Origin of the sequence: Paraburkholderia sp. BCC1884, from assembly GCF_900996225.1 — a bacterium.
In the GTDB taxonomy this organism is placed as follows: Bacteria; Pseudomonadota; Gammaproteobacteria; order Burkholderiales; family Burkholderiaceae; genus Paraburkholderia.
Map to the genome: position 1 here is coordinate 272362 of NZ_CAAJGL010000101.1, position 19172 is coordinate 291533.

Sequence of the window (19172 nt, forward strand, 5' to 3'; positions counted from 1 at the left end):
GGGCTCGCGTGCGTGATAGAGTGCAACTTGATTCGCCGTCGATGGCTCGCGGCACGCTTCATTGGCACGCGTCGCGGTTCCACGCTCAAAGCCCGCCATCCTGCATCGTCTTTGCTAAAATCCGAACTATGTCCAAGAGTACCGATCGCATCAATCTGACCAACCAGTTCCTGATCGCCATGCCCAACATGGCCGATCCGACGTTTTCGGGAACGGTGGTCTACCTTTGCGATCACAGTGAGCGCGGCGCGCTCGGCCTCGTCATCAACCGGCCGACCGATATCGACCTGCAAGCGCTCTTCAGTCGCATCGATCTCAAGCTCGAGATCGAACCCCTTCTCCATGTGCCCGTCTATTTCGGCGGCCCGGTGCAAACCGAGCGCGGCTTCGTGTTGCACGATCCGAAAGACGGCAATGCGTACACCTCGTCCATGTCGGTGCCGGGCGGTCTCGAGATGACCACGTCGAAAGACGTGCTCGAAGCCGTCGCAAGCGGCACGGGTCCGGAGCGTTTCCTGCTCACGCTCGGCCATGCCGGCTGGGGCGCAGGCCAGCTCGAGGAAGAAATCTCCAAGAACGGCTGGCTGACGGTCGAAGCCGATCCGAAAATCGTCTTCGACGTGCCCGCTGAAGAACGTCTCGAAGCCGCACTCGCGTTGCTCGGCATCAACCTGTCGATGCTCTCGGGCGAGGCGGGTCACGCATGAGCCTGCCGGCCGGACGTGAGGCGACGCTGCTTGCGTTCGACTATGGTGAAAAACGCATCGGCGTGGCGGTTGGCAATTCGCTGACCCGCAGCGCGCGGCCGCTCGTCATCGTGCAGAACCGCAGCCGCGAATATCGCTTCGAGGCGATCGGCAAACTGATCGCGGAATGGAAGCCGGACATGCTGGTCGTCGGCTTGCCGATGCATCCCGACGGCACGCCGCATGAGATGACCCAACTCGCAAAGCGCTTCGGCAATCAGCTGAATGGCCGCTTCAATCTGCCGGTCACGTGGATCGACGAGCGTTATTCGTCGGTCGAGGCGAAGGCGGAAATCCGCGCCGGTAACGGCCGCGCCGATATGCTCGACGCCGAAGCCGCCAGCATCATCCTCCAGCAATACTTTGACGGACTGTCCGACGATCATGAGTTCCATTGACGCCGAAGCGTTGTATCGCGCGTTGCTCGACCAGATTCGCGCGGCCTATGGCGACCAGCTCGGCGCGGGCCGGAGCGACGCCGAAGGCGCGGTGCTGGCCGGCATTCATAGCGGCGGCGCGTGGCTCGCCGAACGGCTCGCGCACGATCTGAATCTGCCGAGTTTCGGCGTGGTCAACGTCGCCTTGCATCGCGACGACTACGCGAAGAAAGGCCTGCACTCGCAAGCGAGCCCGACCTCGCTGCCGTTTTCCGTCGACGGTCGCCGCATCGTGCTGGTGGACGACGTGCTGTACACCGGCCGCACGATTCGCGCGGCGGTGAACGAGTTGTACGACTATGGCCGCCCAGCCGCGGTGGACCTGGCCGTGCTCGCGGATCGCGGCGGACGCGAGTTGCCGGTGGCGGCGCGCTTCGTCGGCGGCATGGTGACCGTGCCTGCGGACGCCACGCTCGTGCTGGCTCGCGAGCAAGGCGCTGAAGCAGGCGGCGCGCCGGCGCGGTTCACTTTTCACACTGAAGCACGGGTCGATTGAACGCGGCGCAAGCAAGCGTGCGTGGGTGCGTGGGTGCGTGCGTGCGTGAGCCAGGGCCTGTCGGCCCGGCACCGTAGCACGCGGTCAGCATCGACATCGATCACGTTGAAGCCCGTATTTGAAGCAGGTACACCATGAACACCGCCACCCCGGCTCCCAAGGATTCCGCCGATAGCGCCACCGAGCGCTTCCGTTACGGCTTCCTGAAGGGCAACCCGCAGCTCACGAAAAACGGCGAGCTCAAACATCTGCTGTCGATCGAAGGTTTGCCGAAGGCGATCGTCAATCACATTCTCGACACCGCCGATCAGTTCGTCAGCGTGACCGATCGCGAAGTGAAAAAGGTGCCGCTGTTGCGCGGCAAGTCGGTGTTCAATCTGTTCTTCGAGAACTCGACGCGCACGCGTACCACCTTCGAAATCGCTGCCACGCGTCTGTCGGCCGATGTGCTGAATCTGAATATCAACGCATCGTCCACGAGCAAGGGCGAGTCGCTGCTCGACACGATCAACAACCTTTCGGCGATGCATGCCGACATGTTCGTCGTGCGTCACGCCTCGAGCGGCGCGCCGTATCTGATCGCCCAGCATTGCGCGCCGCACGTGCACGTGATCAACGCTGGCGACGGCCGTCACGCCCACCCCACACAGGGGCTGCTCGACATGTACACGATCCGCCACTACAAGAAAGATTTCACGAATCTGCGTGTGGCGATCGTCGGCGACATTCTGCATTCGCGGGTGGCGCGTTCCGATATCCACGCGCTGACCACGCTCGGTGTGCCGGAAGTGCGCGCGATCGGTCCGCGCACGCTGCTGCCGGGCGGCCTCGAACAGATGGGCGTGCGGGTGTTCCACAATCTCGACGAAGGCCTGAAGGACGTCGACGTGATCATCATGCTGCGTCTGCAGAACGAGCGGATGAGCGGTGCGCTGCTGCCCTCGGCGCAGGAGTACTTCAAGAGCTGGGGCTTGACGCCGGAGCGCCTCGCGCTCGCCGCGCCCGACGCGATCGTGATGCATCCGGGCCCGATGAATCGCGGCGTCGAAATCGACTCGCAAGTGGCCGACGGTCCGCAATCGGTGATTCTGAATCAGGTGACATTCGGCATCGCGGTGCGCATGGCGGTGATGGGTATCGTCGCGGGCAATCACGACTGATCCCGTCGAGTACAGGTTAAACAAAAGGCAGCGCATGAAGATTCATATTCAAGGCGGCACGCTGATCGATCCGGTAGCGGGCACCGAACAGCAGCAGGACGTTTTTATCGCGGCGGGCAAGTTCGCCGCCATCGGCCATGCGCCGGCCGACTTCCACGCAGAGAAGACGATCGACGCCAAGGGCTTGCACATCGCGCCGGGTCTGGTCGATCTGTCCGCGCGTTTACGCGAACCGGGCTACGAACACAAGGCGACGCTCGAATCCGAAATGGCCGCGGCGCTCGCGGGCGGCGTGACGAGCCTCGTATGTCCGCCGGACACCGATCCGACTCTCGACGAACCGGGCCTCGTCGAGATGCTCAAGTTCCGCGCGCGCAATCTGAACCAGGCGCACGTATATCCGCTCGGCGCGTTGACGGTCGGCCTCAAAGGTCAGGTCATCACCGAGATGGTCGAGCTGACGGAGTCGGGTTGCATCGGCTTTTCGCAGGCCGATGTGCCGGTGGTCGACACGCAGGTGCTGATGCGCGCGCTGCAATACGCGAGAACCTACGGCTACACGACGTGGCTGCGTCCGGTGGATGCGTATCTCGGCAAGGGCGGGGTGGCCGCGAGCGGCGCGCTGGCCTCGCGTCTCGGTCTGTCGGGCGTGCCCGTGTCGGCGGAAACCATCGCGCTGCATACGATCTTCGAACTCGTGCGCGTCACGGGCGCGCGGGTGCATCTGTCGCATCTGTCGTCGGCGGCGGGCATCGCGCTGATGCGCGCGGCCAAGACCGAAGGCCTGCCGGTTTCGTGCGACGTCACCATCAATCACGTCCATCTGATCGATCTGGACATCGGTTACTTCGATGCGCAGTTCCGGCTCGATCCGCCGCTGCGTCAACAGCGCGATCGCGAGGCGATCCGCGCGGGTCTCGTCGACGGTACGATCGACGCGATCTGCTCCGACCACACACCGGTCGACGACGACGAAAAGCTGCTGCCGTTTGCCGAAGCCACGCCGGGTGCAACGGGCCTGGAGCTGTTCCTTTCGCTGACCGTGAAATGGGCCGACGAAGCCGGTGTGCCGCTCGCCAAGGCGCTGAGCCGCATCACCACCGCGCCGGCCGATGTGTTGAATCTCGAAGTGGCGGGTCGCCTCGCCGTGGGTGGCGCGGCCGATCTCTGTGTGTTCGATCGTCACGCGCACTGGCGCGTCGAGCCGCGCGCGCTGAAGAGCCAGGGGCACAACACGCCGTTCCTCGGCTACGAACTGCCGGCGCAAGTGCGGGCGACGATCGTGTCCGGTCACGTCGCTTTCGAACAGCGCTAATCGCCGCGGCATCGCTCAGATACGGAACGCACCGACCATGAAGCTCGCCTTACGCAAGGCCCGTCTCCTCGCGCATCTGTTGCACGGCATGTGGACCGTCGCGACGCGGTTTCCACGCGCCAGCGTGCAGCAGCGTCAAACGCTGAATCGCGAGTGGTCGCTGAAAATGCTGCGGCTGTGCGGCATGCGGCTCGTCGTTCATAACGACAGCGCACGCCTCGATCGCGGCGCGCTGGTGGTCGCCAATCACATCTCGTGGATCGACATCTACGTGATCAATGCGTGGCGGCCGACACCGTTCGTTTCGAAGGCGGAGATCCGGCAATGGCCGATAGTCGGCTGGCTCGCGCAGCAACTCGATACGGTGTTCATCCAGCGCGAGAAGCGCAGCGACGCGAAGCGGATCATGCATGAACTGTCCGGGCGCCTGAGTGCGGGCGAACTGATGTGCGTGTTCCCCGAGGGCACGACGTCCAGCGGACTCACACTGCTGCCGTTTCACGCGAATATGTTCCAGGCGGCCGTGTCGGCGTCCGTGCCGGTGCAGCCGCTGTGCATCATGTATGAGGACGGCCAGGGGCGGCAATCCACCGCGCCGGCTTATATCGACGACCTGTCGCTCGCCGATTCGCTGAATCTGCTGCTGCAAGGCGGCCCGTTGACGGCGCATGTCCACGTGGGCGCGCCGCTTGCGCCGGGCGCGGACCGGCGCACGTTGGCGGCGGAGGCGGAAGGGGTGATTGCTGCTGCGCTGCGGCAGATGCAGGGCGGCCGGGCGACTGCCGCGGTGGCTGCGCAAGAGGCCGTGTCGGCAGCGACGACGGGGGCGCTGATCGAGCCTGTCGATCACTCGGGCCGTTCGGCGTAGCCCGTGGGCTCAGGCGCTGGCGACTCGCATCGTGATGCGCTTGTGGCCATAGTGCGTGGCCATAGTTTCCGGGCCGGCTCGAAGCGCGCTGATCGTTTTCGAGTCGCGCCGGTTCTGCCCGTTCTAGTTGCCGCCGCCGGGTGCGCGGCAGCTTTCACAATCGACCTGCGTCAGCGTGCGTTCAGCCGGATTCGGCGCGAGGCGCACGGCCGACAATCGCTCGCCCCACACGCAGCCCGAGTCGAGTCCGATCAGATTGTCGCGCAAGGTCAAACCGAGCGCGGCCCAATGACCGAACACCACCGTTACGTCGGAGGTCTTGCGCGAAGCCACGTCGAACCACGGCACGCAGCCTGGCGGCGCGGCGTTCAGGCCGCCACTGCTGCTGAAATCCATCGCGCCTTCGGCGTCGCAGAAGCGGATGCGCGTCAACGCGCTGCAGGTCAGACGCAGCCGCTCGATCCCCTTCAAATTGGGCTTCCAGCGATTCGGCTCGTTGCCATACAAACCCGCCAGCGTGTCCTTCCAGTTCGGCGCGCGCAGCGCCCGCTGCAATTCGTCGGCGAGTTCCATCGTGAGACTCGCATCCCATTGCGGCAGCACGCCCGCATGAACCATCAGCATGCCGTTGTCGAAGTGCGCGAGCGGACGATGCCGAACCCAGTCGAGCAGATCGTCGGCGTCGGGCGCGGCGAGGATTTCGTCGATCGTGTCGCCTTTCTTCGACTTGCGAATCCCCGCCGACACCGACAGCAGATGCAGATCGTGATTGCCGAGCACCGGCACCGCACGCTCGCCGAGCGCGATGATGTCGCGCAGCGTGGCGAGCGATTCGGCGCCCCGGTTGATCAGGTCGCCGGCGAACCAGAGTGGCGTGTCGGCCGATGGCGCGGCTTTGGCCAGCAGTTGCTGGAACGGTGTGCGGCAGCCCTGCAGGTCGCCGAAGGCAAGGGGAACAGGGCGGGACGTGGCGCTGGCAGTGTTGGAGGGTGTCATCGAGGAAGTCGGTGCAGTTTGATACACGCGGTTACGCATGAGACGTGCCGCGTTGGGCGGTGCAGCATGCTAGCGTGACATAATAGCCCGTTTGAAGCACGGATATCGCGCGCTGCGCCGCCGGGCGCGATTGAGCGTGGCAAGCGCGCGATATTGCGACACAACACGATGACTTACGTGAACGGAGAAAGCATGTCGTCTTTTCATGCGAAGCAACCTATCCGCACACTCGTCACCGGGGCGAGCGGCTTTACGGGCCGCTATCTGGTCGAGAACCTGCTGGGCCGTGGCCATACCGTGATCGAGACGGTGGCGGGCCGCGACGAGGCCGAAACACCCACGCGGTTGCGCCTCGACATCACGTCGCCGGCCGACTGCCGGCGCGTGATCGAAGCCGTGCGGCCCGACTACATCGTTCACCTCGCTGCGATCAGCTTTGTCGGTCATAACGACCCGCTCGACTTCTACCGCGTCAACGTACTCGGCACTTTGAACCTGCTGGAGGCGTGCGAGGCCGTCGGCCACACGCCGCGCAAGCTGTTGATCGCGAGCAGCGCGAATGTGTATGGCAATGTAACCAGCCGCGCGATCGACGAGACGTTTCCGCTCACGCCGGTCAATCACTACGCGGCCAGCAAGGCGGCGATGGAAACCATGGTGCGGACCTGGTTCGACCGTCTGCCGATCCTGATCGTGCGGCCGTTCAACTACACGGGCCGTGGCCAGGCGTCGAACTTCCTCGTGCCGAAGATCGTCGAGCATTTCGCGCGGCGCGAAGCGTCGATCGAATTGGGCAATATCGACGTGGCGCGCGATTTCTCGGACGTGCGGTATGTGGCGAGTGCTTATGAAGCACTGCTCGACTCCGGGGCCGCGTCGGAAACCGTCAATGTCTGTACCGGCACGCCTTACACGCTGCGCGAGATCCTCTCGGCGGCGAGCGAACTGACCGGGCACGAGATCGACGTCCGGATCAATCTGGCTTTCGTGCGTCAAACCGACGTCAAGATGCTGGCAGGGTCGCCCGCCAAGTTGCATGCGCTGGTCCCTAAGGTCGAGCCGATTCCGTTCATGAATACGCTTAAATGGATGTTGGCCGCCTGAAGGCGTCGAGTGCCGGCATTTGCGGGTATTTATCGTAATCTGGTGCCGCATTCGCGGCATTATCTTTCTCCGCTGCGAATTTCCATCAATTGATTCGCTCCACCATTGTTCGCGAATGGCGGAGCGGTCGCGTCTACCGATATCAGATCCGCTCCACGGACCTTGCGATTGACTGTCGCCAGTGCAATGGAAACCAAACTTGTCAAGCTGTTTCAAGTTGTTAGGGTTCTAGTTTTTGCCCTTGGCGGCTTTATAATCGGGGCTTCATAAGATTGGCGTTTGAGCGCCTGCCTGCTTTGCACGCGGTTGCGCCGGATGTCGACAAGACTCGAAAACCACAACACGGGGTAGTGGATCGGCAATGTCATTGCGATCCGCCACTAACATCTAGAAGGGAATTTCATGATCCTGGTAACGGGCGGTGCCGGCTTTATCGGCGCCAATTTCGTGCTCGACTGGCTGAATGCGTCGGACGAAGCAGTGCTCAACGTCGACAAGCTGACCTACGCGGGCAACCTGGGTACGCTGAAATCGCTGCAGGGCAATTCCAGGCATGTATTCGCGCAGGTCGATATCTGCGACCGTACCGCGCTCGACGCGCTGTTCGCCGAGCACAAGCCGCGCGCCGTGCTGCACTTTGCTGCCGAGAGCCATGTCGACCGTTCGATTCACGGCCCGGCCGATTTCGTGCAAACCAACGTGGTCGGCACTTTTACCTTGCTCGAAGCCACGCGCCAGTACTGGAACACGCTGGCCGAGACGGACAAGGCGGCCTTCCGCTTCCTGCACGTCTCGACCGACGAAGTGTTCGGCTCGCTGTCCGCCACCGATCCGCAATTCTCCGAAACCACGCCTTACGCACCGAATAGCCCGTATTCGGCGACCAAGGCCGGGTCCGACCACCTCGTGCGCGCCTACCATCACACGTACGGCTTGCCGGTGCTGACGACCAACTGCTCGAACAACTATGGTCCGTATCAGTTCCCCGAGAAGCTGATTCCGCTGATCATCGCCAATGCGCTCGGCGGCAAGCCGCTGCCGGTCTATGGCGACGGTCAGAACGTGCGTGACTGGCTCTATGTCGGCGACCACTGCAGCGCGATTCGCGAAGTGCTCGCGCGCGGCACGCCTGGCGAGACGTACAACGTCGGCGGCTGGAACGAGAAGAAGAACCTCGACGTGGTGCACACGCTGTGCGATCTGCTCGACCAGTTGCGTCCGAAGACCGCGGGTTCGTACCGCGATCAGATCACGTACGTGAAGGATCGTCCGGGCCATGACCGTCGTTATGCCATCGACGCCCGCAAGCTCGAGCGCGAACTCGGCTGGAAGCCGGCGGACACCTTCGAGACCGGCATGGCGAAGACGGTCCAGTGGTATCTGGACAATCAGGCGTGGTCGGATGAAGTCGCGTCGGGCGAGTATCGCAAGTGGGTGGCCCAACAATATGCATCGTAAGGCGAGTTCGGTGCCCACCCTTCTGGTAACCGGAAGCAACGGCCAGGTCGGTTTCGAACTGCGCCGAAGCCTGGCGCCGCTCGGCAACGTGATCGCGCTCGACCGGTCGCTGTGCGATCTGTCGCGCGCGGACGAAATCCGTCGTGTGGTACGCGAGGCCAAGCCGGATGTGATCGTCAATCCGGCCGCTTACACGGCGGTGGATGCCGCGGAAAAAGACGTCGAGACGGCGTACGCCATCAACGGCGTGGCGCCAGGCGTGCTGGCCGAAGAGGCTAAGGCGCTCGGCAGCCTGCTGGTGCATTACTCGACCGATTATGTCTTCGACGGTCGCAAAGACGGCGCCTATGTCGAAACCGATCCGGTCGATCCCCAGTCGGTCTACGGCAAGAGCAAGCTCGCCGGCGAGCAGGCCATTGCCGCGAGCGGTGCGACGGCTATCGTGCTGCGCACCTGCTGGGTCGCGGGCGCGCATGGCGGTAACTTCGCCAAGACCATGTTGCGGCTCGGTCGCGAGCGCGACAGCCTGCGCGTGATCGCCGACCAGTTCGGTGCGCCCACCACGGCTTCGCTGATCGCGGACGTGACGGCGCAGATCGTCGCGCGTCACTGGCTGGACGGCGATCGCGCGGCCTTCGCGGCGGGTATCTATCATCTGGCCGCTGCCGGCGAAACCTCGTGGCATGGCTATGCGGCCGAGGTGCTGCGATTTGCTGCGGCGCAGGGCGTCGAGTTGAAGGTCGATCCGGCGCGCATCGAGGCAATCGGCACCGCCGAATATCCGCTGCCCGCGCCGCGTCCCGCGAACTCCCGTCTCGACACGCACAAACTGCGGCAAACCTTCGGCATCCATCTGCCCGATTGGCGCGATGGCGTGCACCATCTGCTAGAACAGATTCTTCCGTGAGCGACCACCATGCGTAAAGGCATTATCCTCGCCGGCGGGTCCGGCACGCGTCTTTACCCGATCACGCGGTCGGTATCGAAGCAACTGCTGCCCGTCTACGACAAGCCGATGATTTACTACCCGCTGTCGACGCTGATGCTGGCGGGTATTCGCGACATCCTCGTGATCTCCACGCCGGAAGACACGCCGCGCTTCACCGAGATGCTCGGCGACGGCAGCGCCTGGGGGCTCAACCTGCAATACGCGGTGCAACCTTCGCCTGACGGGTTGGCGCAGGCCTTTATCATCGGACGCGACTTTGTCGGTTCCGATCCTTGCGCGCTGATTCTCGGCGACAACATTTTTCATGGCCACGATCTCGTGCGCCAACTCGCGCGCGCGTCGGAGTCCGACGACGGCGCGACGGTCTTCGCCTATCACGTGCACGATCCCGAGCGCTATGGCGTGGTCGAGTTCGACGGTAATTTTCGCGCGATGTCGCTGGAAGAGAAGCCGCTCAAGCCGCGTTCGAATTATGCGGTGACAGGCCTCTATTTCTACGACAACCAGGTGTGCGATATCGCGGCAGACGTCAAACCGTCCGCACGCGGCGAGCTCGAAATCACGGACGTCAACAAGCGCTATCTCGAACAGGCGCAGTTGAACGTCGAAATCATGGGCCGCGGTTACGCCTGGCTCGATACCGGAACACACGACTCCTTGCTGGAAGCGGCCAGTTTCATCGCCACGCTGCAAAGCCGTCAGGGGCTGATGGTGGCGTGTCCCGAAGAAATCGCCTATCGCAGCCAGTGGATCAGCGCCGAGCAGGTCGAGCGTCTCGCGCAGCCGCTTGCCAAAAACCGGTACGGCCAGTATCTGAAGCAGATCATCTCTGAAGCAGTGAAATAAGTATGAATGTCATCCCAACTGAAATTCCGGAAGTGCTGATCCTCGAACCGAAAGTGTTCGGAGACGACCGTGGTTTTTTCTACGAGAGCTTCAACGCTCGCCGGTTCGAGGAAGCGACCGGCTTGAAGCGTGAGTTCGTTCAGGACAATCACTCGCGTTCCGCACGCAATGTGCTGCGCGGTCTGCATTATCAGATCGAGCATGCGCAGGGCAAGCTGGTACGCGTCGTGGCGGGCGAAGTGTTCGATGTCGCGGTCGATCTGCGCAAGCAGTCGCCGACGTTCGGCAAATGGGTTGGGGTGACGCTGTCGGCCGACAATCACCGGCAGTTGTGGGTGCCGGAAGGTTTCGCGCATGGCTTCGTGGTGATCTCGGAGTACGCCGAGTTTCTCTACAAGACCACCGACTACTGGTACGCGGAACACGAGCGCAGCATTGCCTGGAACGATCCGCAGATCGGTATTCAGTGGCCGATCGTGGGCGAGCCCGCGCTGTCGGGCAAGGATGCGGCCGGAGTCAGCTTCGAGTCTGCCGAGGTCTATCAGTGAATCCACACGCACCCTATTCAACGGGGCCGCTCAGCGTTGTACGCAGCATTACCAGCCATCGTCAGCTGATCAGGCAGCTTATTGCCCGTGAGGTGGTGGGACGGTATCGCGGCTCCATCATGGGTCTCGCGTGGTCGTTTCTCAATCCGCTGCTGATGCTCGTCATTTACACGTTCGTCTTTTCGGTCGTGTTCAAGGCTCGCTGGGGAACCGGCGGCAACGAAGATCGCAGCGAGTTTGCGCTGATTCTGTTTGCCGGTCTGATCATGCACACGCTGTTTAGCGAATGCGTGATTCGCGCGCCCGGCGTGGTGCTCGGCAATGCGAACTACGTCAAGAAGGTCGTGTTTCCGCTGGAGATTCTCTGTTGGGTGAGTCTCGGCTCGGCGTTGTTTCATGCGCTCGTGAGTTGCGGCGTGCTGCTCGTCGCCATGCTCGTGGTTCGGCATACGATGCCGTGGACCGTCGTGCTGTTTCCGTTCGTCCTGATCCCGTTCGTGTTCGGCGTGATCGGACTGAGTTGGGCACTCGCCGCGTTTGGCGTGTTCGTCCGCGATATCGGCCAGATGGTCGGTATGGTCACCACGATCATGATGTTTCTCACGCCGATTTTTTACCCGGTCACTTCGTTGCCGGAGCGTTTTCGCGTGTGGGTTTATCTGAATCCCCTGACATGGGTGGTCGAGCAGGCGAGGAATACGTTGATCTTCGGGAAGGTGCCGTCCTTTCATGGCTGGGCGATCAGCATGATCCTGGGGGCACTGGTTGCATGGGGCGGTTTCTGGCTGTTCCAGCGCTTGCGCAGAGGGTTTTCCGATGTCATCTGAGATTGCCATCCGCGTAAAGGGTTTGTCGAAGTGCTTCAATATTTACGACCAGCCTCGCGACCGCCTGAAGCAGGCGATTTTTCCGCGCCTGCGGCGGCTGCTCGGGCGCGCGCCGAAGAGTTATCACCGCGAGTTCTGGGCGCTTAAAGACGCGAACTTCGAGATTCGGCGGGGCGAGACGGTCGGGATCATCGGACGTAACGGTTCGGGTAAATCGACGCTGCTGCAACTGCTGTGCGGCACGCTGACGCCGACACACGGCGATATCGAAGTCAACGGCAAAGTCGCCGCGCTGCTGGAGCTTGGAGCAGGATTCAATCCGGAATTTACGGGCCGCGAGAATGTGTTTTTAAGCGGCTCGTTCTATGGCTTGACCCGTGAGCAGGTGCAGGATCGTTTCGATCGCATTGCGGCGTTCGCAGATATCGGCGAGCACATCGAGCAGCCGGTCAAGACGTATTCGAGCGGCATGTTCGTGCGACTGGCGTTCGCGGTGATTGCTCACGTCGATGCGGATATTCTCGTGATCGACGAGGCGTTGTCGGTTGGCGACGCGGTGTTCACGCAGAAATGCATGCGCTTCATTCGCACGTTCCAGGAGAACGGCACGCTGCTTTTTGTCAGTCACGATATGCAGTCGGTGGTGAATTTGTGCCGCAATGCGATCTGGTTGAATGCGGGTGAGACGCGGATGAAGGGTACGTCGAAGAGTGTGAGCGAGGCGTATCTACAGTACACGTTGCAGGAAGTTTACGGCGAAGAGGCGATTCTCAAGTCGGCGACGCCGAAGCAGATCGAACTGGATGCGCCGATGTTCGAAGGGGCCGCGGCGCCGTTGCTGGATTACGAGGCGCAGGCTTCGGTTAGTTCGAATCTGTTGGATGCGCAAGGGTGGTCGACGGGCGGCGCCACGATTGAGACGGTCAGGATCGAATCGTTGAGCGACGATAACGAGGGGATTTTGCGGGGCGGGGAACTGATCCGAACGATCGTTCGGGTACGCGCGAATCAACCGATCGAGCGGCCGATTGTCGGGTTCATGGTTCGTGATCGTCTTGGTCAGAATCTGTTCGGGGAGAACACGTCCGCGATCAAGGGGCTACCGCACGCCAGTATCGCGGCCGGACAGGCGTTCGAGGCGGAATTCGTATTCCGCCTACCGATGTTGCCGGATGGGCAATATTCGGTCACGTCGTCGGTGGCTGATGGAGATGTGCATAACAACGTGCAGCATCATCTGCTTCACGACGCGTTGATTATCAGCGTCGCATCGAGCAAGGTGCGTTGGGGATTGGTCGGTGTGCCCTTCGAGCGGGTTACGTTGAACTGCATATGATGAAATCAATAAAACAACTCTATCAAGAGCACGAAGGTAAAGTGTCCGACAAATGGGCGCTTTACCTCGAAGAATACAATCGTCTGTTCGCGCCGTATCGCGAGTTGCCGATACGGCTTCTGGAAATCGGCGTTCAGAATGGCGGCTCGCTCGAAATCTGGTCCAAGTATTTCGCTCTGGCCGAGAAACTGGTCGGCTGCGATATCAACCCCGATTGCGCCAAATTGACCTACGCGGACCCGCGGGTCGCGGTAGTCGTCGGCGATGCCAATACAGATCAGAGCGCCGCTGAAATCCTCGGTCATTCGCCCCGCTTCGACATCGTGATCGACGATGGCTCGCATCGTTCGAGCGATATTGTGCGTTCGTTTGCACGCTATTTTTCGAAGCTCAACGACGGCGGGATTTTCGTCGCGGAAGATTTGCATTGCAGCTATTGGGATCTTTTCGAAGGCGGGATCTACGATCCGTATTCGTCGATCGCTTTTTTCAAGCGCATTGCCGATATCGTCAATCACGAACACTGGGGTATCGCCAGAGCGAACCGCACGGTGCTCGAAGGTATCTTCAAGCACTATGGTTGCGAGCTCTCGGAAGCCGAGCTCGGCCAGATTCATTCCGTCGAATTCATCAACTCGATCTGCGTGGTTCGCAAGGCGCCGGCGCATTTGAATCGGCTCGGCGAACGTTTCATCGCGGGCGATATCGAGGTCGTGGTGCCTGGTCATCGAGCACTACTGGGAAGCCAGGCCGAATCGCCGGATCAGACGGGCAATCGCTGGTCGACGCTGGCTATGCCGCCGGACGAGGAATTTGATCTACTCAAGGCGCAGATCGACTATCTGCACCAGGCGGCGAGACTGCGCGATGAGCAGCATCGCGCGCAAGCCGCGGTCATCGGTCAGCGCGAACAGGAAATTGCGCGGCTCAATGGCGTTGTCAACGAATACACGAACGAAATTGGCAAATATCATCAGGTTGTGTTGGCGCGCGATGCCGAGCTCGAAGCAATCCGGACCTCCAGCAGTTGGCGTATTACCGCGCCGTTGCGGCGCGCAGGAGGTTTGGCACCAAGAAAACTGCGCTATCGCGTAGGCGGGGTGGTGGGGCTCGTGCGTCAGCATGGAGTTCGCAATCTGGTGGGCAAGACCTGGCAGATTTTGCGTCAGCAGGGCACGGGAGGTTTGCGTCAACGTGCGTCGCTCGCTTTGCGGCAGCATCATCTGAGCGTGGGGCCGGCCATCGCCCTGCGCCATCCCGAGGCGAACTATTTTCCCGTGACGCCGGTCGATCGGCCGCCGTTGCCTGACGTAACGGTCGACGTCGTGCTGCCGGTGTATCGAGGTCTCGACGAAACGCGCAAGTGCATCGAGTCCGTTCTCAAGGCGCGATGCGACGCGAAGATGCGCGTCATCGTGATAGACGATGCGAGTCCGGAGCCCGCGGTCTCCGCCTATCTCGACAGCCTGCCGCAAACGCCGAGCTTTCAGGTGCTGCGCAACGAGGTCAACCTCGGCTTCGTGAAGACAGTCAATCGCGGCATGAAGCTGGCGCCGGCCAACGATATCGTTTTGCTGAACAGCGACACCGAAGTGGCCGACGGCTGGCTTGACCGGCTCGTATGGCACGCCTATAGCCGCTCGAAGATCGCATCGGTCACGCCGTTCTCGAACAACGCGACGATCTGCAGTTATCCAACCATTTACGGCACACGCGTGCTGCCGTCGGGGGAAACGCTCGAGGAGCTGAATCAGGCGTTCTATATCGCGAATGCCGGCCGTTCCGTCGAATTGCCGACGGGGGTTGGCTTCTGCATGTACATTCGCCGCGCCTGTCTCGACGAGTTGGGCCTGTTCGACGAAGAAACCTTCGGCAAAGGTTATGGCGAAGAAAACGACTTTTGTCTGCGGGCCATCGCGCGCGGCTGGACGCATCTGCTGGCGGCGGACACCTTGGTGTACCACGCTGGCGAGGTAAGTTTTCTCGATACCAGCTCACCGGGCAAAGCGCGAGCCATGGAGATTCTGCGCGAGCGTTATCCCGACTACGAAACCCGCATCGCCGAGCACGTCACGCAAGGCGACGCCGAGCCGTTTCGTATCGCAGCGACTGCAGCGCGTTTCCGTCAGAGCGGCAAGCCGGTCACGTTGATGATCAGCCACCACCTGGGTGGTGGCACCGAAAAGCATCTGCTCGATCTGGCCGATAGCCTCGTACCCGATGTGCACAGTCTGGTCCTGTCGCCGGATCAGCACGTGCCCCACCGCATCGTGCTGCGTTCGGCGAGCGCAAGTGACAGCTTCGAACTGCCTCTGGATTTGCCGCAGCATGAGCGGTTTCTCACCGAGTTGCTGAAGTCGTTCGGCGTGTCGCGCGTGCATTTTCATCATTTGCTCGGCTTGCCGGATTCGATTCAGCAAATCGTTCAGCAACTGGGTGTTGGGCATGACTTCACGGTGCATGACTACTACACGGTCTGTCCGCAAGTCAGTCTGACCATCGACGGCCGCTATTGCGGAGAGCCCGCCAATGGCGGATGCAATGCGTGCATAGCCAAACGCCCGTCTTATGGCGCACAGGACATCGACTGGTGGCGCCTGAAGCACGCGTGGGTCATCGACGACGCCGATCGGGTGATTTGTCCGAGCCACGATGTGGCGCAACGCATCCGGCGTTATCGGCCGGCGGCGAGGACGGTGGTTGCCGGCCACGAGCAAATCGTTCACGTTCCAGTGAACGCGCGATCGCTAGAGGCGGCCGAACCGCTGCGCATCGTCATGCTGGGGTGGCTCGCCACGCACAAGGGTGGTCCACTGGTCGCGGAATGCGTGGAGTTGGCCAGGCGCGAAAAGCGTCCTGTGCACTTTCATCTGATCGGCCGATCCGTTGACCCGATCGCTGCGTCGAGCGTGTACAGCGAGACCGGCGAATACACCGACGAAAACCTTCAGAGTCTGATCGCGCAGGCAGAACCGCATCTGATCTGGCTGCCGTCCACCTGGCCGGAAACCTATAGCTATACGCTCAGCGCTGCGATCGCTGCCGGCGTGCCGGTTGTCGCGCCTTCCATTGGCGCATTTCCGGAACGGTTGAGCGGTCGCGAGTGGAGCTGGGTAGTTCCATGGGACAGCACGGCCCGGCAGATGCTGGACTTTTTTTCAGAGGCGCGCGGGCGCTTTGAAGGCGGCGTGTCGCCGGCAGCGCCGGCCGCCGGTGAAGCTCCACCGGAAGGTTTCTACGAAGGCCTATATCAAGCTGAGTTGCGCGACAAGCACGCCCGGCCGATCGACTTGCGCCGTCCGGACGTGCCCAGTGTGTTGGCCGTGGTCGAAACTTATGGCAAGCACGCCAGCCCATGCGCGTATATCCGCATCCTGCTGCCGCTGATGAAGATTGCGTCGCAGCGACCGTTGACCGTCAAGGTCGTGGCTCCGGAACACGTGAGCGATTATGTGGCGGACACGGTTTATACGCACCGCGTCGCGCTTGCCGGCGGCGATGCGCTTACGGTGGTAGAGCATTGCCGCCGCAACAATATGCGGCTTGTCTACGACATCGACGATGATCTGCTCTCGATTGCCGAGGGCGATCATCCTGAGAAAGACGTGTATGCCGCGTACGCGCAGAGTATCCGGCTGCTCGCTTCTGAGGCGGCGCATGTGCACGTCTCGACCGATGCCTTGCGTCAGAAAATGTCCGCGTTCAGTCGCCACGTGAAGCTGGTGCCGAACGCATTGGACGGCGACCTTTGGCACCTCGGAAGTGAGCGGTCGGCGCGCCCGGCGAACGGGTCGGTGTCGATTCTCTATATGGGGACGCAAACGCACGGCGCCGACTTCGAGATGGTCCAGCCGGCATTGGCGCGCCTGAAGAGCAAGTATCGGGACCGCGTCAAAATATCGGTGATCGGCGTGACGCAGGATCGCGCGAAGTCGAGCATCTATGAATTCGTCGACGCTCCGGCCAGGGTCAACGGCAGTTACGCCGCGTTTGCCGAGTGGCTGGTCGAGCAGAATCGCTTCGATATCGGCATCGCGCCTCTGATCGACAACGAATTCAATGCAGGCAAGAGCGGAATCAAGTTCCTCGATTACGCGGCTTTGGGGCTGGCTGCTGTCTGCTCGGATGTCAGATCCTATCGCTCCGTCGTCAGGCACGAGGAAACCGGGTTGCTGGTGCGCAACGACGAAAACGCCTGGTTCGAAGCGTTGGACCGGCTTGTGTCCGACCGGCAATACCGACTCGATTTGGCGGCGAATGGCCGGGCGGACCTCATCGCGTATCACACCTTGTCGCGTGCCTACGAGAGTTCTCCAGATATGTGGCCGATCTGAGCGCGGGCTGACTGCGCGGTCGGCAACGGGATTGCCGACGGGTTGTGTCAAGGAGCTGGCGCGAGCCGGCTCCTTTGTTTGGTGGATTCGAGTCGCCACAGTTGCCATCGCAGAAGGATGTCGGTCGCCATGCAAGAGTTGTCGCCAAAGACGGTAGTCGTCGAAACCCCCAGATCCACCATAGCCGGCCCATGGAGCGGTTGGATCGGCATCGCCGTGCTGGCCGTCCTGATCTATTTCATCCGGGATCGTCACCAGTTTTCGAATCCCCAGTTCTGGGCGGAAGACGCGACAGTTTTTCTGGCTGTTTCAGTTCGCGATGCGCTGCTTGATTTCGTGCATCCGTACGCGGGCTATTTTCATTTTGGACCGCGGACGCTTGCGCTGATCGGATCGTTTTTTCCTGTAGTCCTCGCGCCGAAGATCTTTTTCTATGCTGCGGTCGTGGTTGCCGCGGCATCGTGCGTCGTCATCTACCGCATGGTGCGGACGTTACCCGCGTACTTGCGTGTGCTGTTCGCCCTTGCGCCGCTGCTTGTTTTGCCGGCTGGCGAAGTGTATGGGAACGTCACCAACGTTCAGTGGTTTTGCGGCGCCGTGTTCGGTGTGCTCGTGCTGACTTACCGTGCCGACACGTTCCGGTCTCGTGGATGGCTTGCGCTGGGCGCGGCGCTGGCGCTGACCGGCCCATTTTCGGTGGTGTTCTGGCCTTGTCTCTTCGCCTGGTCCCTGTTGACGCGTCGGCTAAGGTTGAATGCTGCGATGCTGACTGTTGTTGGCGTCGGCGCGCTGATTCAGCTCGCCACGATCGCGATCATGGGCACCAACAAATACGGCGTGGGATTCGCGGGAGAAGCGGCCTGGCTGCGAGCCGTCAAAATATTTCTTGCGACTTTTGTCACGCTCCATGGCGTCAAGGCCGGGATTGCCTTCCTCGCTGTCATCGCCTTGCTGGCGTACGGCCTCTATCGCAATCTTGGCAAACTTCGCCTTGGGTATCTGCCTGCAGGCTTGCTCTGCATGACGGCGCTGACCTTGTTGATGGGGCTCTGGACTCACAAACACATGCCCGACCTGCTTAATCCCCTCGGGCCGGGTGAACGCTATTATTTCCTGCCGTTCAATTTTCTTCTAATGGCTGTTATCGCCTCGGCACCTGCTGCCGGCAAGAAATACGGTTGGCTTTGTTTTCTGGTCGTGGTGCTGCTGATATTCGGCTGGACCCGCCATTTCGGTAAGGACGAGCAAACGGACTTCAGATGGCGCGACTACTATGCGCTTTCGCAACGAGCACCGGATGCGCTCATTCCGATTCTTCCAAGCTGGGTTTTTCGACCGCCTCAGGAGGCCCAAGATTCTGCCGTGCAGCCAGTGCCGGTCGATCTATCGGGTTTGAAAGCGACCTTCGGCGAGTTGCATGTCGACGGAGGGGGCCATGCGTTGAGTCGGGCGAACGGGCCGGAAGGCGCCGACCCGCAAATCTTTTTCGACGTGCCGTCAGCCTGTTTGAACGACCCGCATCGTTTCGTGCGCGTGGCGCTCAAGGATGCAGCGCGGGTTCGCCTGTTTCTCGCGAATGCCGACGGCAGTTTTGCCGGACCCGGCTCGCAGAGTTGGCCGATCGGCGCAGGCGATCACTGGTACTACGACGTGCCGCGCGAACTCGACAAACAGAAGGTACGCCTCGACGTCGCGAGCGACTCAGGCACAGTGGTGCACGGCCTGGATGTCTCCTGGGTGTGCTGGTAGTCA

At 61.6% G+C, this 19172-nt stretch carries 16 protein-coding genes; 15 read left to right on the plus strand and 1 reads right to left on the minus strand.

The features are described 5' to 3' along the window. The first annotated feature begins 128 nt into the window (after nt 1-128). The 6 genes from FQ705_RS23640 (at nt 129) to FQ705_RS23665 (ending at nt 5022) form a co-directional block, all read left to right on the plus strand. A complete protein-coding gene (locus tag FQ705_RS23640) occupies nt 129-707 on the plus strand; it encodes a YqgE/AlgH family protein (RefSeq protein WP_007178990.1) in 579 nt (192 codons plus the stop codon). Beyond that, nucleotides 704-1144 carry a Holliday junction resolvase RuvX gene (gene ruvX, locus FQ705_RS23645; protein WP_144144827.1) on the plus strand — a complete coding sequence of 147 codons (441 nt, stop codon included), beginning with the start codon at nt 704-706 and terminating at the stop codon, nt 1142-1144. The genes FQ705_RS23640 and ruvX overlap by 4 nt, the downstream gene beginning before the upstream one ends. Then, nucleotides 1131-1679: a bifunctional pyr operon transcriptional regulator/uracil phosphoribosyltransferase PyrR gene (gene pyrR, locus FQ705_RS23650; RefSeq protein WP_144144829.1), complete on the plus strand. Its 549-nt coding sequence runs from the start codon at nt 1131-1133 to the stop codon at nt 1677-1679. Before ruvX ends, pyrR begins: the two co-directional genes overlap by 14 nt. Nucleotides 1680-1813: 134 nt before the next feature. After that, nucleotides 1814-2839, plus strand: a complete 1026-nt coding sequence (locus FQ705_RS23655) for an aspartate carbamoyltransferase catalytic subunit (RefSeq protein WP_144144831.1) — start codon at nt 1814-1816, stop codon at nt 2837-2839. Nucleotides 2840-2873: 34 nt separating this feature from the next. Continuing rightward, nucleotides 2874-4154, plus strand: coding sequence for a dihydroorotase (locus FQ705_RS23660; RefSeq protein WP_144144833.1), 1281 nt, complete (start codon nt 2874-2876; stop codon nt 4152-4154). 37 nt (nt 4155-4191) lie between these two features. Further along, nucleotides 4192-5022 (plus strand): lysophospholipid acyltransferase family protein, encoded by an 831-nt coding sequence (locus FQ705_RS23665; protein WP_144144835.1) that lies wholly within the window; start codon nt 4192-4194, stop codon nt 5020-5022. 123 nt (nt 5023-5145) lie between these two features. On the opposite strand, the gene FQ705_RS23670 is transcribed toward FQ705_RS23665, so the two are convergent. After that, complete coding sequence (locus FQ705_RS23670; RefSeq protein WP_144144837.1) at nt 5146-6018, minus strand: symmetrical bis(5'-nucleosyl)-tetraphosphatase; 873 nt, start codon at nt 6016-6018, stop codon at nt 5146-5148. Between the two features lie 192 nt (nt 6019-6210). Between FQ705_RS23670 and FQ705_RS23675 the strand changes: the two genes are divergently transcribed. The 9 genes from FQ705_RS23675 (at nt 6211) to FQ705_RS23715 (ending at nt 19169) form a co-directional block, all read left to right on the plus strand. After that, on the plus strand, nt 6211-7122 hold the full coding sequence (locus FQ705_RS23675; protein ID WP_144144839.1) for a GDP-mannose 4,6-dehydratase: 912 nt from the start codon (nt 6211-6213) through the stop codon (nt 7120-7122). 402 nt (nt 7123-7524) lie between these two features. Continuing rightward, the gene (rfbB, locus tag FQ705_RS23680) at nt 7525-8580 is read left to right on the plus strand and encodes a dTDP-glucose 4,6-dehydratase (RefSeq protein ID WP_144144841.1); all 1056 of its coding nucleotides are present in this window, start codon (nt 7525-7527) and stop codon (nt 8578-8580) included. After that, nucleotides 8570-9487 carry a dTDP-4-dehydrorhamnose reductase gene (gene rfbD, locus FQ705_RS23685; protein WP_144144843.1) on the plus strand — a complete coding sequence of 306 codons (918 nt, stop codon included), beginning with the start codon at nt 8570-8572 and terminating at the stop codon, nt 9485-9487. The genes rfbB and rfbD overlap by 11 nt, the downstream gene beginning before the upstream one ends. Nucleotides 9488-9496: 9 nt before the next feature. Then, nucleotides 9497-10375 (plus strand): glucose-1-phosphate thymidylyltransferase RfbA, encoded by an 879-nt coding sequence (gene rfbA / locus FQ705_RS23690; protein WP_144144845.1) that lies wholly within the window; start codon nt 9497-9499, stop codon nt 10373-10375. Then, nucleotides 10372-10923 carry a dTDP-4-dehydrorhamnose 3,5-epimerase gene (gene rfbC, locus FQ705_RS23695; protein ID WP_144144847.1) on the plus strand — a complete coding sequence of 184 codons (552 nt, stop codon included), beginning with the start codon at nt 10372-10374 and terminating at the stop codon, nt 10921-10923. Before rfbA ends, rfbC begins: the two co-directional genes overlap by 4 nt. Continuing rightward, nucleotides 10920-11750: an ABC transporter permease gene (locus FQ705_RS23700; protein ID WP_144144849.1), complete on the plus strand. Its 831-nt coding sequence runs from the start codon at nt 10920-10922 to the stop codon at nt 11748-11750. The genes rfbC and FQ705_RS23700 overlap by 4 nt, the downstream gene beginning before the upstream one ends. After that, the gene (locus tag FQ705_RS23705; protein ID WP_144144851.1) at nt 11740-13086 is read left to right on the plus strand and encodes an ABC transporter ATP-binding protein; all 1347 of its coding nucleotides are present in this window, start codon (nt 11740-11742) and stop codon (nt 13084-13086) included. The genes FQ705_RS23700 and FQ705_RS23705 overlap by 11 nt, the downstream gene beginning before the upstream one ends. A 41-nt stretch (nt 13087-13127) precedes the next feature. Next, nucleotides 13128-17420, plus strand: coding sequence for a glycosyltransferase (locus FQ705_RS23710; RefSeq protein WP_186307979.1), 4293 nt, complete (start codon nt 13128-13130; stop codon nt 17418-17420). Nucleotides 17421-17549: 129 nt separating this feature from the next. Then, nucleotides 17550-19169, plus strand: a complete 1620-nt coding sequence (locus tag FQ705_RS23715) for a hypothetical protein (protein ID WP_144144855.1) — start codon at nt 17550-17552, stop codon at nt 19167-19169. Nucleotides 19170-19172 lie beyond the last annotated feature (3 nt).

Excerpts from the sequence above, each read along its gene's own strand:
- FQ705_RS23640 (WP_007178990.1), top strand. The coding sequence starts at position 129 with ATGTCCAAGAGTACCGATCGCATCAATCTGACCAACCAGTTCCTGATC.
- ruvX (WP_144144827.1), top strand. The coding sequence starts at position 704 with ATGAGCCTGCCGGCCGGACGTGAGGCGACGCTGCTTGCGTTCGACTAT.
- pyrR (WP_144144829.1), top strand. The coding sequence starts at position 1,131 with ATGAGTTCCATTGACGCCGAAGCGTTGTATCGCGCGTTGCTCGACCAG.
- FQ705_RS23655 (WP_144144831.1), top strand. The coding sequence starts at position 1,814 with ATGAACACCGCCACCCCGGCTCCCAAGGATTCCGCCGATAGCGCCACC.
- FQ705_RS23660 (WP_144144833.1), top strand. The coding sequence starts at position 2,874 with ATGAAGATTCATATTCAAGGCGGCACGCTGATCGATCCGGTAGCGGGC.
- FQ705_RS23665 (WP_144144835.1), top strand. The coding sequence starts at position 4,192 with ATGAAGCTCGCCTTACGCAAGGCCCGTCTCCTCGCGCATCTGTTGCAC.
- FQ705_RS23670 (WP_144144837.1), bottom strand. The coding sequence starts at position 6,018 with ATGACACCCTCCAACACTGCCAGCGCCACGTCCCGCCCTGTTCCCCTT.
- FQ705_RS23675 (WP_144144839.1), top strand. The coding sequence starts at position 6,211 with ATGTCGTCTTTTCATGCGAAGCAACCTATCCGCACACTCGTCACCGGG.
- rfbB (WP_144144841.1), top strand. The coding sequence starts at position 7,525 with ATGATCCTGGTAACGGGCGGTGCCGGCTTTATCGGCGCCAATTTCGTG.
- rfbD (WP_144144843.1), top strand. The coding sequence starts at position 8,570 with ATGCATCGTAAGGCGAGTTCGGTGCCCACCCTTCTGGTAACCGGAAGC.
- rfbA (WP_144144845.1), top strand. The coding sequence starts at position 9,497 with ATGCGTAAAGGCATTATCCTCGCCGGCGGGTCCGGCACGCGTCTTTAC.
- FQ705_RS23705 (WP_144144851.1), top strand. The coding sequence starts at position 11,740 with ATGTCATCTGAGATTGCCATCCGCGTAAAGGGTTTGTCGAAGTGCTTC.
- FQ705_RS23715 (WP_144144855.1), top strand. The coding sequence starts at position 17,550 with ATGCAAGAGTTGTCGCCAAAGACGGTAGTCGTCGAAACCCCCAGATCC.